Raw genomic sequence first — 13,367 nt, forward strand, 5'->3', positions numbered from 1 at the left:
GGCGCGCACGCGCGGCCGCATTCGCCCCAGCGCGACTATCCGCAGGCCCGCGCCGCGTTCGAGGCGCGCACACCCGAAGAAGGCGCGCCCGCGCCCGCGGTGATCGCCGAGCTCGCGGCCCTGGCCGAGCCCGGCCTGACCAACATCGTCGGCCCCCGCTACTTCGGCTTCGTCATCGGCGGCAGCGCGACCGTGGGCGTGGCGGCCGACTGGCTGACCAGCGCCTGGGGCCAGAACGTCGGCATGACGGCCGCCACGCCCTCGGCCTCGGCGGCGGAGCATGTGGCGGGGGGCTGGCTGCTGGACCTGCTGGACCTGCCGCGCGAGGCCAGCGTGGGGTTCGTCACCGGCGCGACCCTGGCCAATTTCACCGCGCTGGCCGCCGCGCGCAGCGAAGTTCTGCGCCGCGCGGGCTGGGACGTGGAGGCGAACGGCCTGTTCGGCGCGCCGCCGATCCACGTGGTGCTGGGCGAAGAGGCGCACTCCACCGTGTTCTCGGCCCTGCGCTATCTGGGCCTGGGCGACCAGCGCGTGGTGCGCGTGGCCGTGGACGCGCAGGGCCGGATGCGCCCCGAGGCGTTCGTGGAGGCGCTGAGCAACCTGGACGGCCCGATCATCGCCGTGGCGCAGGCCGGCCAGATCAACAGCGGCGCGTTCGACCCGTTCCCCGAGATCGCCGAGGCCGCCCGCGCCAAGGGGGCCTGGCTGCACGTGGACGGCGCCTTCGGGCTGTGGGCGCGCGCGGCGCCCGACCGCGCGCCCCTGGCCCGCGGCGTGGAGCTGGCCGACTCCTGGGCCACCGACGGCCACAAGTGGCTGCAGACGCCCTACGACTGCGGCTACGTGATCGTGCGCGACCGGGCCGCCCATCGCCGGGCCATGAGCATCGTGGCCAGCTACCTGCCGGCCGGCGAAGCCAACCCCGCCGACTTCGTGCCGGAGCTGTCGCGCCGCGCGCGCGGCTTCGCCACCTGGGCGATGATCAAGAGCCTGGGCCGGCGCGGCGTCGCCGACATGGTCAGCCGCAACTGCGCCCAGGCGCGGCGCATGGCCGAGCGGCTGGGGGCCGAGCCCGACATCGCCATCCTGAACGAGGTGGTGCTGAACCAGGTGGCGGTGCGCCTGGGCGCCGATCTGGACGACGCGCAGGCCGACGCCCTGACCGACCGCGCCATCGCCCGCATCCAGCGCGAGGGCGTCTGCTACGTCGGCGGCGCGGCCTGGGCCGGCAAGCGCATCCTGCGCGTCTCGGTGATCAACGCCGCCACCAGCGACCACGACATCGACGTCTCCGCCGAGGCGATCATCGCCGCCTGGCGCGCCGAGCGCGGGGCAGGCTGAGGATCAGGCCCACGTCCGCTTGCGCCGCCCCGCTCGCGACAGCAAGAGCCCCGTCGCCAGTACGAGCACCACGTCCAGCGCCGCGGTCACCGCCAGCACGCGCTCGAACTCCCGCCCGAACAGCACGACCTTGGGCGCCGCCTGGCGCGGGCCGGTCAGCACCTGCTCGATCTCCGGCGTCAGCTCGCGCCCCGAACGGCCCCAGGCCTCGATGGCCATGCCGCCCGACAGGTCCACCCGGTCGTACATGCCGCTCAGGCTGGCCAGGTTCACGACGTAGAAGGTCACCAGGGCTGCGGCCAGCAGCACGCACCAGCCGGCCCCCAGCCCCCGGTTGCGCGGGCCGCGGGTGGCGATCGCATAGCCGATCGCGCCGAGGCTGACGGTGACGTGCGCGGTCCAGGTCTGGCTGATGACGTCGCCGTACTGGAAGGCCGTGTCGCTGAAGAACTTCGCCTGCTCGAACCCGTCCACCGGCGCCCCCCGACTTTCGGCCGGGCGAGCTTAACCATAGTTCCGGCGCGGGCGCGACCGACGCCCCTCGCCAAGCGTCGCAACCAAACGCTAAGGTTGCAGCGTCGAGGGGAGTCACCTGTCATGTCGTCACGCTTCGCCGTGCTGGCCGCCTGCGCGGCCGTGTTCTGCGCCGTCGCCGGGGCCGCGGCCGCCGGGCCCGCGCCGCAGATCAGCATCAGCACCACGCCGGAGACCAAGGGCCCCTACGTCGGCTGGACGACCGGGGCGGACGGCGCGCCGCGCTATGCGCCGGCCGGCGTGACCCTGCCGGCCGCGGTGGCCGGCCAGGCGGAACCGGAACTGCGCGACCTGGAAAAGGGGTCCGACGGCGCGGCCCGCTACGGCGCGCCGGGCGACGATCAGATCTGGACGTCGGTCTACGTGTTCAAGCCGGGGGTGGCGGACGTCGCCCTCCTGACCCTTCAAGCCGACGCGGCGGTCCGGCGAGCGGGCGTGCCGGCCGGCGAGGCGCAGGCCGCGTCGCTGGACGGCGCGGCCGTCGGCCGGCGGGTGCTGTATCCGGCCTACGACGGGATCGTGCACGGCCTGACCATCGCGCGCGCCGGGCCGTGGGTGGTGAAGGTGCGGACCAGCGGCCCGGCCGGCCGCCCCGAGGCCGTCGCCGCGGCCATGGACGAGGCCCTGTCCGGCGTGCGCTGGGACCAGAACGCCTTCGCGCCGGCGCCGGCCGTCACGACGCTCGCCCCCTGCCCGGCCGACGGAAAGCGCAAGCCGGCCAAGCCGGCGGCGATGGACACGACCGACGTCCTGGGCGCCCTGGTCGTCACCGCGGCGGCCGCCCAGAAGTCCGCAGAAACGCCCCTGGACCTGGCCCACGCCTGCCTGGTCGCCGGCGCCTATACCCCCGAGCGCCCGATCCAGATCGTGCACTTCGCCGATCCGGACAGCGGCCGGCGCGAGCGCACCCTGGTGCTGCTGGGCGACGCCGGCGCGGCGCTCGACATCAGCTCCAGCCCGTCGCTGCAAGGCGGCAAGCCGAAGTACGTGATGGGCAAGCGCGAGGGCGGCGATAGCTACAGCGTGGTCGGCGCCTTCAAGGACTGGCCGTCCGACCAGCAGATCCTGGACCTGTTCAAGCGCTAGGGCGCGGGGCTGTGCGTATGCGGCTGGCGGCCGTCTATCTGACCGCGCTGGCGGGCGCGTTCGGCCTGTGGGCCGCGGTCCAGTTCGGCTGGCGCCCGGGCTTCGCGCCGGTGTGGGACTCGGTGAGCTATCTCGGCCTGGCCGCGATCTGCCTGTTCGGGTCGTGGTTCGCCGCGGCCGGCCTGGTCGCGCTCAGCCCCTGGCGGCGGCTGCCGCGGGCGCTGGCCGGCGCGCTGCGCGTGTCGGTGATCCTGCTGACCAGCAGCCTGTTCATGGCCGTCATGTCGTTCTCGCCTGACAGCACGCCCGACGAGGTCGCGCGCGCGCTCGGCGTCGGCCTGGGGATCGGCGCGGGCCTGTCCCTGCTCCAGGGCCTGTTCGCGAAGGCCGAGCTGGGCGAGCGGCAGCCCGATCCGAGCCACGGCGGGTTCCTGGCCATCCTGGCCATTCTCGTCGTGAGCGGCGCGGCCCTGCTGCTGGTCCCGCGCGAGCGGGTGGATCCCGAGACGCAGTCGTACGCCCGCTTCGAAAGCGCCGACGGCGCCCTGGAGCTGAGCGTGGCGCGGCTGTTCGACGAGGGCTTCGTGGTCGTCAGCGTCTCCGACCGCGGCGCCGCCAACGAGCTGCGCCTGGAACCCGACGACTGGGCCCGCCTGGACGCGCTGATCCGCGAAGGGGAGATGACCAGCCGCACCCGCTCGGCCGAGATCGGCGAGGTCGGCGACGGCTTCATCTCCGACCCCGCCCGGGCGAAGGTGAGCGCCCACCAGGGCTACGGCGTGCGCGTGAGCGTCAGTTCGCGTCACGGGCCCAGCGTGACCTACGACCTGCTGCAGGCCGACTACGCCCGCTTCAACGAAGCGTCCAATGCGGTGTCCGGCGCGGTGGAGGACTAGACGCGCCGCCGAGCGCCCCTAGGCGCGCCTCAGGTCCCTTCCCGACCCGGAACGCCCGTCGGCGCGCGTCGTTGTCCCCCTAGCCGCCGGGCGTGTTCGGCCCGGCCTTCACGGGGTGCGCGTCATGACCGACGTGAAGCGGATGCGGGCGGTGTTGCTGCGCATGGCCGACCTCCTTCGCCGGAGCGGCCATGGCGGCTGGGCCGAGGCGCTGGACATGCAGCGGGCCGAGCTGTCGCGCGACGCCCTGGCGGCGGCGGCGGCCATCCGGTGCTGGTACGGCGGGACCGGCGGGCTGGACCGCGTGGCCCTCGACCACCCCGACGCCGAGTTCGAGGCCCTGCGCGACGAGCTGCTGTACCTGTGCGACCCCTCCCCCGTCGACGCGCCGATCCCGCCGCTGCGCCGGGTCGAGGGCACGGTGGTGCGGCTGCGCTGCGGGCGCTGCGCGACCGACTTCCCGGGCTTCGCCTTCGCCGACCAGGCCGATCCGGAGGCCGACGGCCTGGCCTGCGCCGCCAGCCGCGAGGCCGACGAACTGGTGCTGGCCGAGCCCGAGCCCGAGGAGCAGAGCGCCTGGCGGGCCGGCGGCGACCTGCGCTTCGCAAGGCGCCTGGCCGAGGAGTACGGCCGCCCCGACCTGCGCGTACAGCGCCGGCGCGAACGCGCCTCGGAGGGGCGCATGGGCGCCATCAGCCTGCGCCGCGCCCGCCCCGTCCCCGGCGCCCCGGTGTTCGCCTGCGTCCGCTGCGACGGCGAAAGCCGCGTGGTCGGCGAACTGAGCGTCGAGGAGTTCGAAGCCGCCGGCGGGCGCGTGCATACGGCCGGCGGGCTTTACCGGTAGGCTCGCCAACCGCCCCGGGCCCGTCTAGCGTGACGGCGGTCGTCGGGGGAACGCATGCGCGCAGCCTATCGAGCGGGCGCCTGGCTGGGCGCGGGGGCCGCCGCCCTGGCGCTGGCGGGATGCGCCGTGGTCCCGTTCAACCCGCCCGACGCGTCGCTGCACGCCGACATCTGCGCCGTGCTCTCCCAGTTCGAGGCTAAGCCGGGCGCGCCCGGCCACACGGACGAAGCCGCCTGGGCGGCGCGCGCGCAGCCGATCATTCAGGCCCAGGACTGGCGGTCCGTCCCGCTCAACCCCGGCCACGGCCGTCCGTCCGGCCCATGGGGGCGTTGCCTGAAGGCCCGTGGCCCCTACCAGAGCATGGTCGACGGGCTGGACTTCAGCCCGGACCGGCGGTTCGCCCTGCTGGCCGGGCGCACCGACATGCGAGCCTGGAACAACGTCGGGGCCTGCCTGCTGGAAAAGGTCGACGGCCGGTGGACGCGGGTCGCCTGCACCATCACCCTGGAAGAACACGTCTGGTAGATCGCTACTCCGCCGCAGACGTCCGCTTCAGGCGCAGCTCCACCCCGGTTTCCGCCTCGGTCAGGGTCAGGGTCTGCGCGCTGACCCGGTAGGCGAACACCAGGTTGGAGTCGTCGAGCACCAGCTGGCTGTTGTTGGCGCGGAAGCTCTCGTACTCGTCGTCGCCGTTCAGGCGGGTGATCACCGCCTCGTTGTCCTCGGTCAGCTGCAGCCGGTCGCCGCGTGTCAGGTCGATCCCGCCCTCGACCCGGACGATCTCCCATTCGCCCAGCAGGTCCAGCCAGGCCGCGTGACGCGGGGTCTCACCCAGGTGGCCGGACAGCCGCGCGCTCTGGGCCACCAGCACCTCGACCATTTCGCGCTCGGGCTTCAGACGGGCGTCGCGGTTCGCCTCCAGGCGCGAAGCCAGCTGACGGAAGGTCTGATAGGCGCCCTCCTCGTCGCCGTCCTGGTGGAACAGGCTCGTGGCCTTCTGCAGCGACAGGTACTCGTCGACCAGGGCGTGGCCCAGCGCCAGGTTCGCCCCCGGCGCGCCGGCCGGCGCGGCCACGCTGAGCGCGTCGCTTGCGGCCGATCCGTCCAGGGCCGACACGTAGGACAGGTTCACCTGCATCAGCGGCGCGCCCGCCAGGTCCGGCTCGGGCAGATTGCGGGCGGCCTCGGCCCTGGCCAGGCCCACGAACAGGCCGCCGCCCTCGGTGGACAGGAAGGCGGTGGGCACGGTCACCGAAACCTCGCCCTCCGGCCCCGCCACGAGCATGTCGGCCGGCACGCCGTAGACGCCGGAGATCCGGTAGCCGGGGTTGGGCTTCAGCCGCAGCGCCAGGTCGTAGGCCAGCTCGCTGACCATGGTGTCGAGCTTCTTCGAGAAGACCGCCTCGACGTCCTTCTCGTCGCGCATGAAGTAGAGGTTGCCGCCGCGCACGCTGCTGATCCGGGTGGCCAGGGCCGCGTCGAACTGCACGCCCACGCCGATGGTGGTCAGGCCCACGCGTCGGGCCGAGGCCTCCTGGGCCATGCCCATGAAGCTCTCCGCGTCGGTGCCGCCGACGTTGGGCCGCTCGTCGGTGAACAGCATCACCCGGGTGGCCCCGCGGAACGCCCCGGCCGAGGCGAAGGCGGTGTCGTAGCCGACCCGCAGGCCCTCCTCCATGTTGGTCGAGCCGGCGCTCTCGATCTTGTCGATGGCGGCCAGCGCGCGGCGGCGCCCCGCGCCGTCGATCGCGGTCGGGGCCAGGTGCACCGCCGACGTGTCGCCGTACAGCACGATGCTGATCTGGTCGCCGGCCTTCAGCTGCCCGACGATCTGGCGCAGGCTCTTGCGCACCAGATCCAGCGGCTCGCCGTCCATGGAGCCGGACTTGTCGACCACCGCCACCAGGTTCAGCGGCTGGCGCTTCCAGGTCGCCGCGTCGATGTTGGTGCCGAAGCCCAGGCCGACCAGCACCCGATCGTCCGGACGGTCAGCCAGCGACGCGCGCATGCTCTCGGCCGCGACGCAGAACATCCGCGCGCACGGCGCGCCGGCGGTCTGCAGCGTCAGGTCGTAGTCGCCCATCAGCCCCTCGGCCGTCAGGGTGTCGGGCATGGGGATGTGGAAGGAAGCCGCCTGGCCTCGGAAGTGGTTGATGTCCTGGGCCCCGCCCTGGCGCACCGCCATGGCGCCGGTGACGACGATCTCGTCCACCAGCGACTGGTCGTCGTCGTCCGGGACCTGCGCCCACGCCTGAGGCGCCCACAGCGCCGCCGCCGCCAGCATCGCCAAACCGATCCGCATGGTCAGTTCCCCCCTAAACCGTCCGGGAGGAAGCGTAGCCGTTCGGACGGCCGCCACAAGCCTGCTGTCGGCACGGACCCATCGCCGCGCCGAGGGGTTCTCCCGCAAACCCTCAGGGAGCCCGCGCATGCACGTTCTGCTCGTCCTCACCTCCCACGACCGGCTGGGCGACACCGGCAAGAAGACCGGCTTCTGGCTGGAGGAGCTGGCCGCGCCCTACTACGCCTTCAAGGACGCCGGCGCGCGCGTGACCCTGGCCACCCCGGCCGGCGGCCAGCCGCCGCTGGATCCCAAGAGCGACGAGCCGGAAAACCAGACCGAGGCGACCAAGCGCTTCCGCGCCGACAAGGAGGCGATGGCCATGCTGGCCTCGACCAAGCGGCTGACCGAGGTGGCGCCGGACGACTTCGACGCCCTGTTCTATCCGGGCGGCCACGGGCCGATGTGGGACCTGGCCGAGGATCGCCACTCCATCGCCCTGGCCGAAGGCTTCGTGGCCGAGGGCAAGCCGGTGGCCGCCGTCTGCCACGGCCCCGTGGCGCTGGCCGAGGTGCGCCGGCCCGACGGCGAGTACCTGATCAAGGGCCGGAAGGTGACCGCCTTCACCAACGCCGAGGAGCGGGCCGTGCACCTGGAGTCCGTGGTGCCCTTCCTGTTGGAGGACCGGCTGAAGCAGCGCGGCGCCAAGTTCGTCGAAGGCCCCGACTGGGCCCCGCACGTGGAGGTCGACGGCGACCTGGTCACCGGCCAGAACCCCGCCTCCTCCGCCCCCGCCGCCCAGGCCCTGATCACCCGCCTGCGCCAGGCCGAGCCGACGACCCGGCCGGAGCGCGGGGACGAGCGGCGGGTTTAGGTCCCTTCTCCCCTGCGCCCGCATCCTTCTCCCCTTGAGGGAGAAGGATCGCCAAAAACCGCATGCCTTCAATCGTTTGCCCCCGACCGATTCACCCTTTCCGTCAGCTCAGCCTTAATACCCCCGGTCTATATTCCGCCTTCTGACGGTCACGCACGGCGCGCGGCCGCTTCCTTGGGGGAGGAAGATTTCATGCCGAGCCTTCAGGCGCTGGACGTCATCGTCGCCGACGACAGCGCCAACATGCGCAAGATCGTCGCCACGCTTCTGCTGTCGGCCGGGATCACCAAGGTGCGCCAGGCGGTGGACGGCTGGGACGCCATGACCCAGCTGCGCGCCCAGCGCGCCGACCTGGTGATCGTGGACCTGAACATGAAGCCGCTGGACGGGCTGGGCTTCACCCGGCTGATCCGGGCCGACCGGCACAGTCCCGATCCCTACCTGCCGATCCTGATGATGACCGGCCACGCCGAGCTGACCTGGGTGCGCGAGGCGCGCGACGCCGGGGTCACGGAGTTCGTGGTCAAGCCGTTCACGCCCAAGGCGTTCCTGTCGCGCATCGAGGCCATGGTCATGCGCCCGCGCCCGTTCGTGCGCTCGGGCGGCTATTTCGGCCCGTGCCGCCGGCGGGCGAGAGAGGCGCCCGAAGGCGCACCGCGGCGGCGGGCGAGCGATGCGGTGATGGTTTAGAAGCGGGCCCCGCCTTTCAATTCTCGTCATCCCGGCCGGAAGCACGCGCAGCGTGCTGAAGAGCCGGGACCCAGCAAGGGCGGCGCTCGTTGCAGCCCGCGTTTCGCAGCTTTGAGGTCGAGCTTGCTGGGTCCCGGCTCTCCGCGCTTCGCGCTACGGCCGGGATGACGGATCTGAATTACCCCTCTTCCGCCGCGTGCAGGGCGGCCAGGCGTTTCACGAACTGCGCCTCGTAGACGTCGCTGTCGAGCTCCTCCTTGAAGCGGGCGCAGCGGCTGGGCGACTTGCCGCGCCAGGCCAGGGCCAGGCGCGCCGGCTCCGGCCCCGCCCCGGCCCAGCGGCCGGCCCATTCGCGCTCGCCGCCGAAATAGTAGGCCCGCCAGCCGAACAGCCGCACCGCCTTGTAAATCAGCCAGGCTTGGTAGGGGTTGGTGCGCGCGCTCTCGTTCCTGAAGTCGCGCATGGCGAACAGCATGACGCGGTCGGCCTGCTTGCGCCCGCCGGCGAAGCGCACGGCGTAGAGCCAGTCGTGCAGCACCGAGGCCTCGGCGTAGCTGCCGAAGGTCGGCACCAGCGGCTGCACGGCGTCCGGCACCGAGGCCAAGTCGGTGACATAGCCCGGCGGCACCCTGAACACCTCGGCGGTCGGCGCGTAGCAGTAGTACCAGGGCCGCGCGACGACGAGCAGCCGCCGCCCCGCGGCCTGGGCGTCGGGCAGCAGGGTCAGGGTCAGCTGGTGGTGCGGGCCACCCTCGTCCGGCGGCGTCGCCAGCAGCGACTGGGCCTGACCGACGCGGGGCGCGACCGCCGCCAGGCCGGCGACCAGCAAGACGCCCGCCGCCGTGACCGGTCCGGGCCGCAGCCGCAACCGCGACAGCCAGTGGCCCAGGATGATCCGCGAGCCGATCCAGCCGGCCACCATCCAACGGCAGCCGATGGTCGCCAGCGCCGCGAAGAAGCCGGTGGTGAAGACGGCGTAGCCGAAGTGCTCGCGCGGCGTCAGGGCGGCGCGCCCGACCTGGGCGGTCCAGTAGTCCGGCCAGTCGACGCCGGTGATCGCGACGAACCCGACCAACGCCAACACCAGATACAGCGTCACGCTGGCACGCGCCGTCATCGGACACCTCCGCCGGCGCGGTAACGGCGGGGGCCGGGTTCTAAGTTCCCGCTTCTCAAGCTTCGTCACCCTCGGGCTTGCCCCGAGGCCCAGGGTTCAGCGCCCACGAACCGTGGATGTCTGATCGTGCGGCGCGCGGCTGCGAGCGGACACGGGAAAAGTCACGCCCTTCATCCCTGCGCGTAAGTCACCAGGTCGAACTCCCCTTCCCCTGGCGGGTCGTAGATCGCCGCCATCACGGCCAGGGCGCGCACGCCCACGCGGTGGCCGCCGGCCTCGGCGCGGGCGGCCAGCCGGCGCTCCAGCTCGGCCCAGGGGACGGCGAACACCACCGCGGCGCGCACGTAAGGCGGGGGAAACAGGCGCAGGAAGGAGGCGCGGGTCGCGGCGCTGAGGTTGGTGCGGTCGATGACGACGTCCCAGCCGCGCTCGACCGCCGCGCGGGTCAGCCGCCGCGCCTCGGCGGCCAGCTTCTTCGAGGCGAGCCGTCGGTAGGCCTGGTCGTAGGCCACGCCCAACTGGGCGGCCTCGCACTCGATCAGCCGATCGGTGCTGATCACCGCGAACGGCTGGTCGGGCGCGGGACGATAGCGCTCCACCCAGGTGGTCTTCCCCGACCCGGGCAGGCCGATCAGGAAGATCGCGCGGGGTCGCATCTACTCAGATCTCCCCCCGCTGGGGGGAGCAGGCGGCGCAGCCGCCGTGGGGGGCTCGCCTTGGCGCGACGGATCCGCCCCGCCAAGCTGGAGCCCCCTCCACCACGCTACGCGTGGTCCCCCTCCCCCACCGCTTCGCTCGGGGGAGGATTAGTGCAGCGAGTGCTTGATCTTGCTGATCTCGTCGTGCTCGGCCTTCACCTCGGCGGCGCAGGCGACCAGCATCTGGCGCACGCGCTGGGGCAGGTCGTTGTCCTCGGCGGCCTTGCGATACCTGGCCTTGATCATGTCCTCGCCGCGCTCGACCTCGTCGATCACCGCCTTGTCGCTGCCGCCGGACATCTTCTCCATCATGCCGGCCCAGCGGTTGTGCAGCTTGCCGGCCAGGGACTCGTGCTCCTCCGGCTTGGCCCCGAAGCTGCGCACCTCGTCCTGCAGCTTGCGCATCAGCTCGCGGCGGCGCTGGGCGCGCTCGGCGAACATCTGCTTGTAGGCCGCGTTGCTGGTGTGCTCGGCCGCCTCCTTGTAGCCCTCGGCGGTCTCGAGCGTGGTCTCGATCAGCCCGTTCAGCACCTTCACGGCGTGATGTTCGCTGGCCTGCATGGGGATGCTCCTTTGCGGTCGTGGCGCGGGAGTGAACACGCGGGCGCAACCACCGTTCCCGGTCAAATCGCCTCGCGCGGGAGGCGACGGGACCGCGCCGGGAGAATCGAATTTCTTTTGCCCGCCAGACACATAGCTTGACCGCAGAGTGGGCGTCGGGGGGCGTCGCGTGTTTGGTTTCCTACGTACGCGCAAGCGGAAGCTGTTCGACGCCGAGGTCGACCAGATCGTCAGCTATCTGATCGTCCGCCACGGCGGCGACGCCCTGGCCGAGGCGATGCTCAAGGTCGAGGAGCACACGGCCCGCCAAAGCCGCCGCGCCAAGCTGTACCGCGAGGTGGAGAAGCGGCTGCGGCGGCGCAAAGGCTGATCCTTCTCCCCTTGCGGCCACGCCGGCCCATTATCCGCTCATCCCCGCGAAAGCGGGGACCCAGAGCGCGAGCCTCTCAGGACCTGCTGGAACGCAGTTGAAAGCGTACGCTCTTCCCCGCGGTGGTCGGCGGACCTGGGTCCCCGCTTTCGCGGGGATGAGCGGATGAGCGTTACCGCTTCCCCCGCCGCGCCACGAACGCGCCCAGGCCGATCGCGCCGGCGAATAGGCCGGCCAGCACCGCCAGGAACCCGTTGAGCGACAGGCCCCCGCCCGCCCTCTGCACGACCGGCGCGGGCGGCAGCGGGCCCAGGTCGGCCGCCGCGTCCTCGGCCGAGACGAACTCATAGCCCAGCGCGCGGATGCCCCGCACCGTGGCCAGCAGCTCGTCCGGGTCGCGATACCAGTGGTGGTAGAAGCTGGCGAAGCCGTCACGGACCACCAAGTTGCGCTCGGCCGAGCCCAGCACCGCCTCCACCGTTCGCCCGCCGGCGGCGGCCTGGTCGGGGGCCGGCCGGCCCAGGTTTTCCGGCACCACCACCACGCCGCGCACGTCGCGCACCGGATAGGGGAAGAACTGGTGGAAGGGCTCGCGCACGCGCGGGACGCCCGCGCGCTCGCCGGGGAAGTAGTTGACCTGCTCGTACTGGACCGGGAAGCGCGCCACGATCGCCGCATAGGCCGCGGGCGAGGCCGCATAGTGCGGGGTGGTGAACAGGCGCGGCCGGTGCAGCCCCGCCCGGCGCCAGACCTCCAGCCCCTCGTCCAGGCGCGCCAGCCAGGCGGCCTCGCCGTCGTTCGGCAGCGGCCCGTCCAGCTCCATGCGCCCGTCGCCCGGCGTGGTCGCAGCGTAGAACTCGTAGTCGCCGCCGCTGACCTTGGAGAACGGGTTGGGTCTGAGGTCGGTCTGGTGGGTGTGGCCGTGCATGACCAGGGTCCCGCCGCTGGCGGCCATGTAGCGCAGCGCCTGCACCACCAGCGGCCGGTCCTTCAGGGTGAAGCTGGTCGGCCGCCCGCCGGAGTAGCGGCCGGTCGGGTCGCGGTAGGTGTCGTAGACCGTCACCGAGAACGGCACGCCCTCGGCGAACAGCAGGTCGGCGATCCGGCGCAGGCGCACCGGGTCGGCCTCGGGGCCGACGTCCTCGATGCGCACAAGCGCCCGGTGGCGCTCGGGTCCCTGCGGATCGGCCCAGCGCTGCACGAGGGCCGCGAAGGCGACGTAGCGGTCGTCCTCCGACAGGTAGGCGTAGGGCGTCTCGGCCACGTAGACGAAGTCGCCCGAGCGCACGGCCCAGGGGGTCGGCTGGGCGTCAGGCCCTTCGGCGGTGGCCAGCACCTCGACCTTGGCGGGATCGGTGACCTCGATCCCCGGCAGGCCGGCGGCGGACTCGGTGCGGCGCGTGAAGGCGCGGCCGCGATAGGCGACCTCGGTGCGCGAGCGGAAGTCGTAGTTCGCCGGGCGCCAGCCGAACCGCTGGGCGAAGCCCGGCGTGGCGGCGGCCAGCTGGTGGATGCCGTGCTGCAGCCACAGCACCGGCCGGTCGCTGGCCGCGACGTCGGCCAGGAACACCTTGGACGGCGCGGCGTCGAAGGCCGAGCCGACATAGGCCAGGGCGCGGTAGTTCTGCAGCTCGCCCGCGCGGTAGCGGCTCAGCGCGCGCACCTCGGCCGGGCCATAGCGGCCCAGCAGGTTGGCGGTGAACACGCCGTAGACCTCGTCCAGCGGCGGGTAGCCGCCGCCGTCGTCGTAGACCACCAGGAACGGCTTCTGCGCCGGGACCTGCGCCTGGGCCTGGGCCTGGGCCGGCGCCAGCCCGGCCAGCACGAGGCCGAGCGCCACCAGCAGGCGCGCGAAGAGCGCCACGATCGTACGACGCGGTTGCATGACGGGCGTTTTACCGCAGGCCGACCGGTTAAGTTGGCGCGGCAAATGCGCCCAATTCCTCCCCCCTTGGGGGAGGGGGACCGCGCGAAGCGTGGTGGAGGGGGCTCGCCTTGGCGCGACGGCGCAGCTGAACAGAGGCGCTCCGCTGGAGCCCCCTCCACCGCTTCGCGGTCCCCCTCCCCCACCGCTC

At 72.8% G+C, this 13,367-nt stretch carries 14 protein-coding genes; 8 read left to right on the forward strand and 6 right to left on the reverse strand.

Annotated elements, in window-relative coordinates; all coding sequences use genetic code 11:
- Positions 1-1,341, forward strand: a 1,341-nt coding sequence (locus G3573_RS07580; protein WP_163260480.1) for an aminotransferase class V-fold PLP-dependent enzyme, incomplete at its 5' end; no start/stop codon positions are given.
- Between the two features lie 3 nt (positions 1,342-1,344).
- On the opposite strand, the gene G3573_RS07585 is transcribed toward G3573_RS07580, so the two are convergent.
- Complete coding sequence (locus G3573_RS07585; RefSeq protein ID WP_163260481.1) at positions 1,345-1,815, reverse strand: hypothetical protein; 471 nt, start codon at positions 1,813-1,815, stop codon at positions 1,345-1,347.
- Positions 1,816-1,938: 123 nt separating this feature from the next.
- Here G3573_RS07585 and G3573_RS07590 point away from each other — a divergent pair, with 123 nt between their 5' ends.
- The 4 genes from G3573_RS07590 to G3573_RS07605 all read left to right on the forward strand — a co-directional run bounded on the left by G3573_RS07590 (position 1,939) and on the right by G3573_RS07605 (position 5,226).
- Complete coding sequence (locus G3573_RS07590; protein WP_163260482.1) at positions 1,939-2,961, forward strand: hypothetical protein; 1,023 nt, start codon at positions 1,939-1,941, stop codon at positions 2,959-2,961.
- Between the two features lie 17 nt (positions 2,962-2,978).
- A complete protein-coding gene (locus G3573_RS07595; protein ID WP_163260483.1) occupies positions 2,979-3,857 on the forward strand; it encodes a hypothetical protein in 879 nt (292 codons plus the stop codon).
- 124 nt (positions 3,858-3,981) lie between these two features.
- Positions 3,982-4,701: a hypothetical protein gene (locus G3573_RS07600; RefSeq protein ID WP_163260484.1), complete on the forward strand. Its 720-nt coding sequence runs from the start codon at positions 3,982-3,984 to the stop codon at positions 4,699-4,701.
- A 54-nt stretch (positions 4,702-4,755) separates the two neighbouring features.
- The gene (locus G3573_RS07605) at positions 4,756-5,226 is read left to right on the forward strand and encodes a hypothetical protein (protein ID WP_163260485.1); all 471 of its coding nucleotides are present in this window, start codon (positions 4,756-4,758) and stop codon (positions 5,224-5,226) included.
- A gap of 4 nt (positions 5,227-5,230) precedes the next feature.
- Here G3573_RS07605 and G3573_RS07610 read toward each other — a convergent pair whose 3' ends face one another.
- A complete protein-coding gene (locus tag G3573_RS07610) occupies positions 5,231-7,003 on the reverse strand; it encodes a VWA domain-containing protein (protein WP_163260486.1) in 1,773 nt (590 codons plus the stop codon).
- A 127-nt stretch (positions 7,004-7,130) separates the two neighbouring features.
- Between G3573_RS07610 and G3573_RS07615 the strand changes: the two genes are divergently transcribed.
- Together G3573_RS07615 and G3573_RS07620 are read left to right on the forward strand one after the other, a co-directional pair.
- Complete coding sequence (locus tag G3573_RS07615; RefSeq protein WP_163260487.1) at positions 7,131-7,856, forward strand: type 1 glutamine amidotransferase domain-containing protein; 726 nt, start codon at positions 7,131-7,133, stop codon at positions 7,854-7,856.
- 192 nt (positions 7,857-8,048) lie between these two features.
- Positions 8,049-8,546 (forward strand): response regulator, encoded by a 498-nt coding sequence (locus G3573_RS07620; RefSeq protein WP_163260488.1) that lies wholly within the window; start codon positions 8,049-8,051, stop codon positions 8,544-8,546.
- A 178-nt stretch (positions 8,547-8,724) separates the two neighbouring features.
- Here G3573_RS07620 and G3573_RS07625 read toward each other — a convergent pair whose 3' ends face one another.
- The 3 genes from G3573_RS07625 to G3573_RS07635 form a co-directional block, all read right to left on the reverse strand.
- On the reverse strand, positions 8,725-9,663 hold the full coding sequence (locus G3573_RS07625) for a DUF1353 domain-containing protein (RefSeq protein ID WP_163260489.1): 939 nt from the start codon (positions 9,661-9,663) through the stop codon (positions 8,725-8,727).
- A gap of 170 nt (positions 9,664-9,833) precedes the next feature.
- Positions 9,834-10,319 carry an ATP-binding protein gene (locus G3573_RS07630; protein ID WP_163260490.1) on the reverse strand — a complete coding sequence of 162 codons (486 nt, stop codon included), beginning with the start codon at positions 10,317-10,319 and terminating at the stop codon, positions 9,834-9,836.
- 150 nt (positions 10,320-10,469) lie between these two features.
- Positions 10,470-10,922, reverse strand: a complete 453-nt coding sequence (locus G3573_RS07635; protein ID WP_163260491.1) for a PA2169 family four-helix-bundle protein — start codon at positions 10,920-10,922, stop codon at positions 10,470-10,472.
- Positions 10,923-11,091: 169 nt separating this feature from the next.
- Here G3573_RS07635 and G3573_RS07640 point away from each other — a divergent pair, with 169 nt between their 5' ends.
- Positions 11,092-11,292: a hypothetical protein gene (locus G3573_RS07640; protein ID WP_163260492.1), complete on the forward strand. Its 201-nt coding sequence runs from the start codon at positions 11,092-11,094 to the stop codon at positions 11,290-11,292.
- Between the two features lie 172 nt (positions 11,293-11,464).
- On the opposite strand, the gene G3573_RS07645 is transcribed toward G3573_RS07640, so the two are convergent.
- Positions 11,465-13,177, reverse strand: a complete 1,713-nt coding sequence (locus tag G3573_RS07645; protein ID WP_163260493.1) for a DUF2334 domain-containing protein — start codon at positions 13,175-13,177, stop codon at positions 11,465-11,467.
- Positions 13,178-13,367 lie beyond the last annotated feature (190 nt).

The organism is Caulobacter sp. 17J65-9 (assembly GCF_010975005.1).
In the GTDB taxonomy this organism is placed as follows: Bacteria; Pseudomonadota; Alphaproteobacteria; order Caulobacterales; family Caulobacteraceae; genus 17J80-11.

Coding starts and splice junctions, on each gene's coding strand:
- G3573_RS07590 (WP_163260482.1), top strand. CDS start 1,939: ATGTCGTCACGCTTCGCCGTGCTGGCCGCCTGCGCGGCCGTGTTCTGC.
- G3573_RS07595 (WP_163260483.1), top strand. CDS start 2,979: ATGCGGCTGGCGGCCGTCTATCTGACCGCGCTGGCGGGCGCGTTCGGC.
- G3573_RS07600 (WP_163260484.1), top strand. CDS start 3,982: ATGACCGACGTGAAGCGGATGCGGGCGGTGTTGCTGCGCATGGCCGAC.
- G3573_RS07605 (WP_163260485.1), top strand. CDS start 4,756: ATGCGCGCAGCCTATCGAGCGGGCGCCTGGCTGGGCGCGGGGGCCGCC.
- G3573_RS07610 (WP_163260486.1), bottom strand. CDS start 7,003: ATGCGGATCGGTTTGGCGATGCTGGCGGCGGCGGCGCTGTGGGCGCCT.
- G3573_RS07615 (WP_163260487.1), top strand. CDS start 7,131: ATGCACGTTCTGCTCGTCCTCACCTCCCACGACCGGCTGGGCGACACC.
- G3573_RS07620 (WP_163260488.1), top strand. CDS start 8,049: ATGCCGAGCCTTCAGGCGCTGGACGTCATCGTCGCCGACGACAGCGCC.
- G3573_RS07625 (WP_163260489.1), bottom strand. CDS start 9,663: ATGACGGCGCGTGCCAGCGTGACGCTGTATCTGGTGTTGGCGTTGGTC.
- G3573_RS07630 (WP_163260490.1), bottom strand. CDS start 10,319: ATGCGACCCCGCGCGATCTTCCTGATCGGCCTGCCCGGGTCGGGGAAG.
- G3573_RS07635 (WP_163260491.1), bottom strand. CDS start 10,922: ATGCAGGCCAGCGAACATCACGCCGTGAAGGTGCTGAACGGGCTGATC.
- G3573_RS07645 (WP_163260493.1), bottom strand. CDS start 13,177: ATGCAACCGCGTCGTACGATCGTGGCGCTCTTCGCGCGCCTGCTGGTG.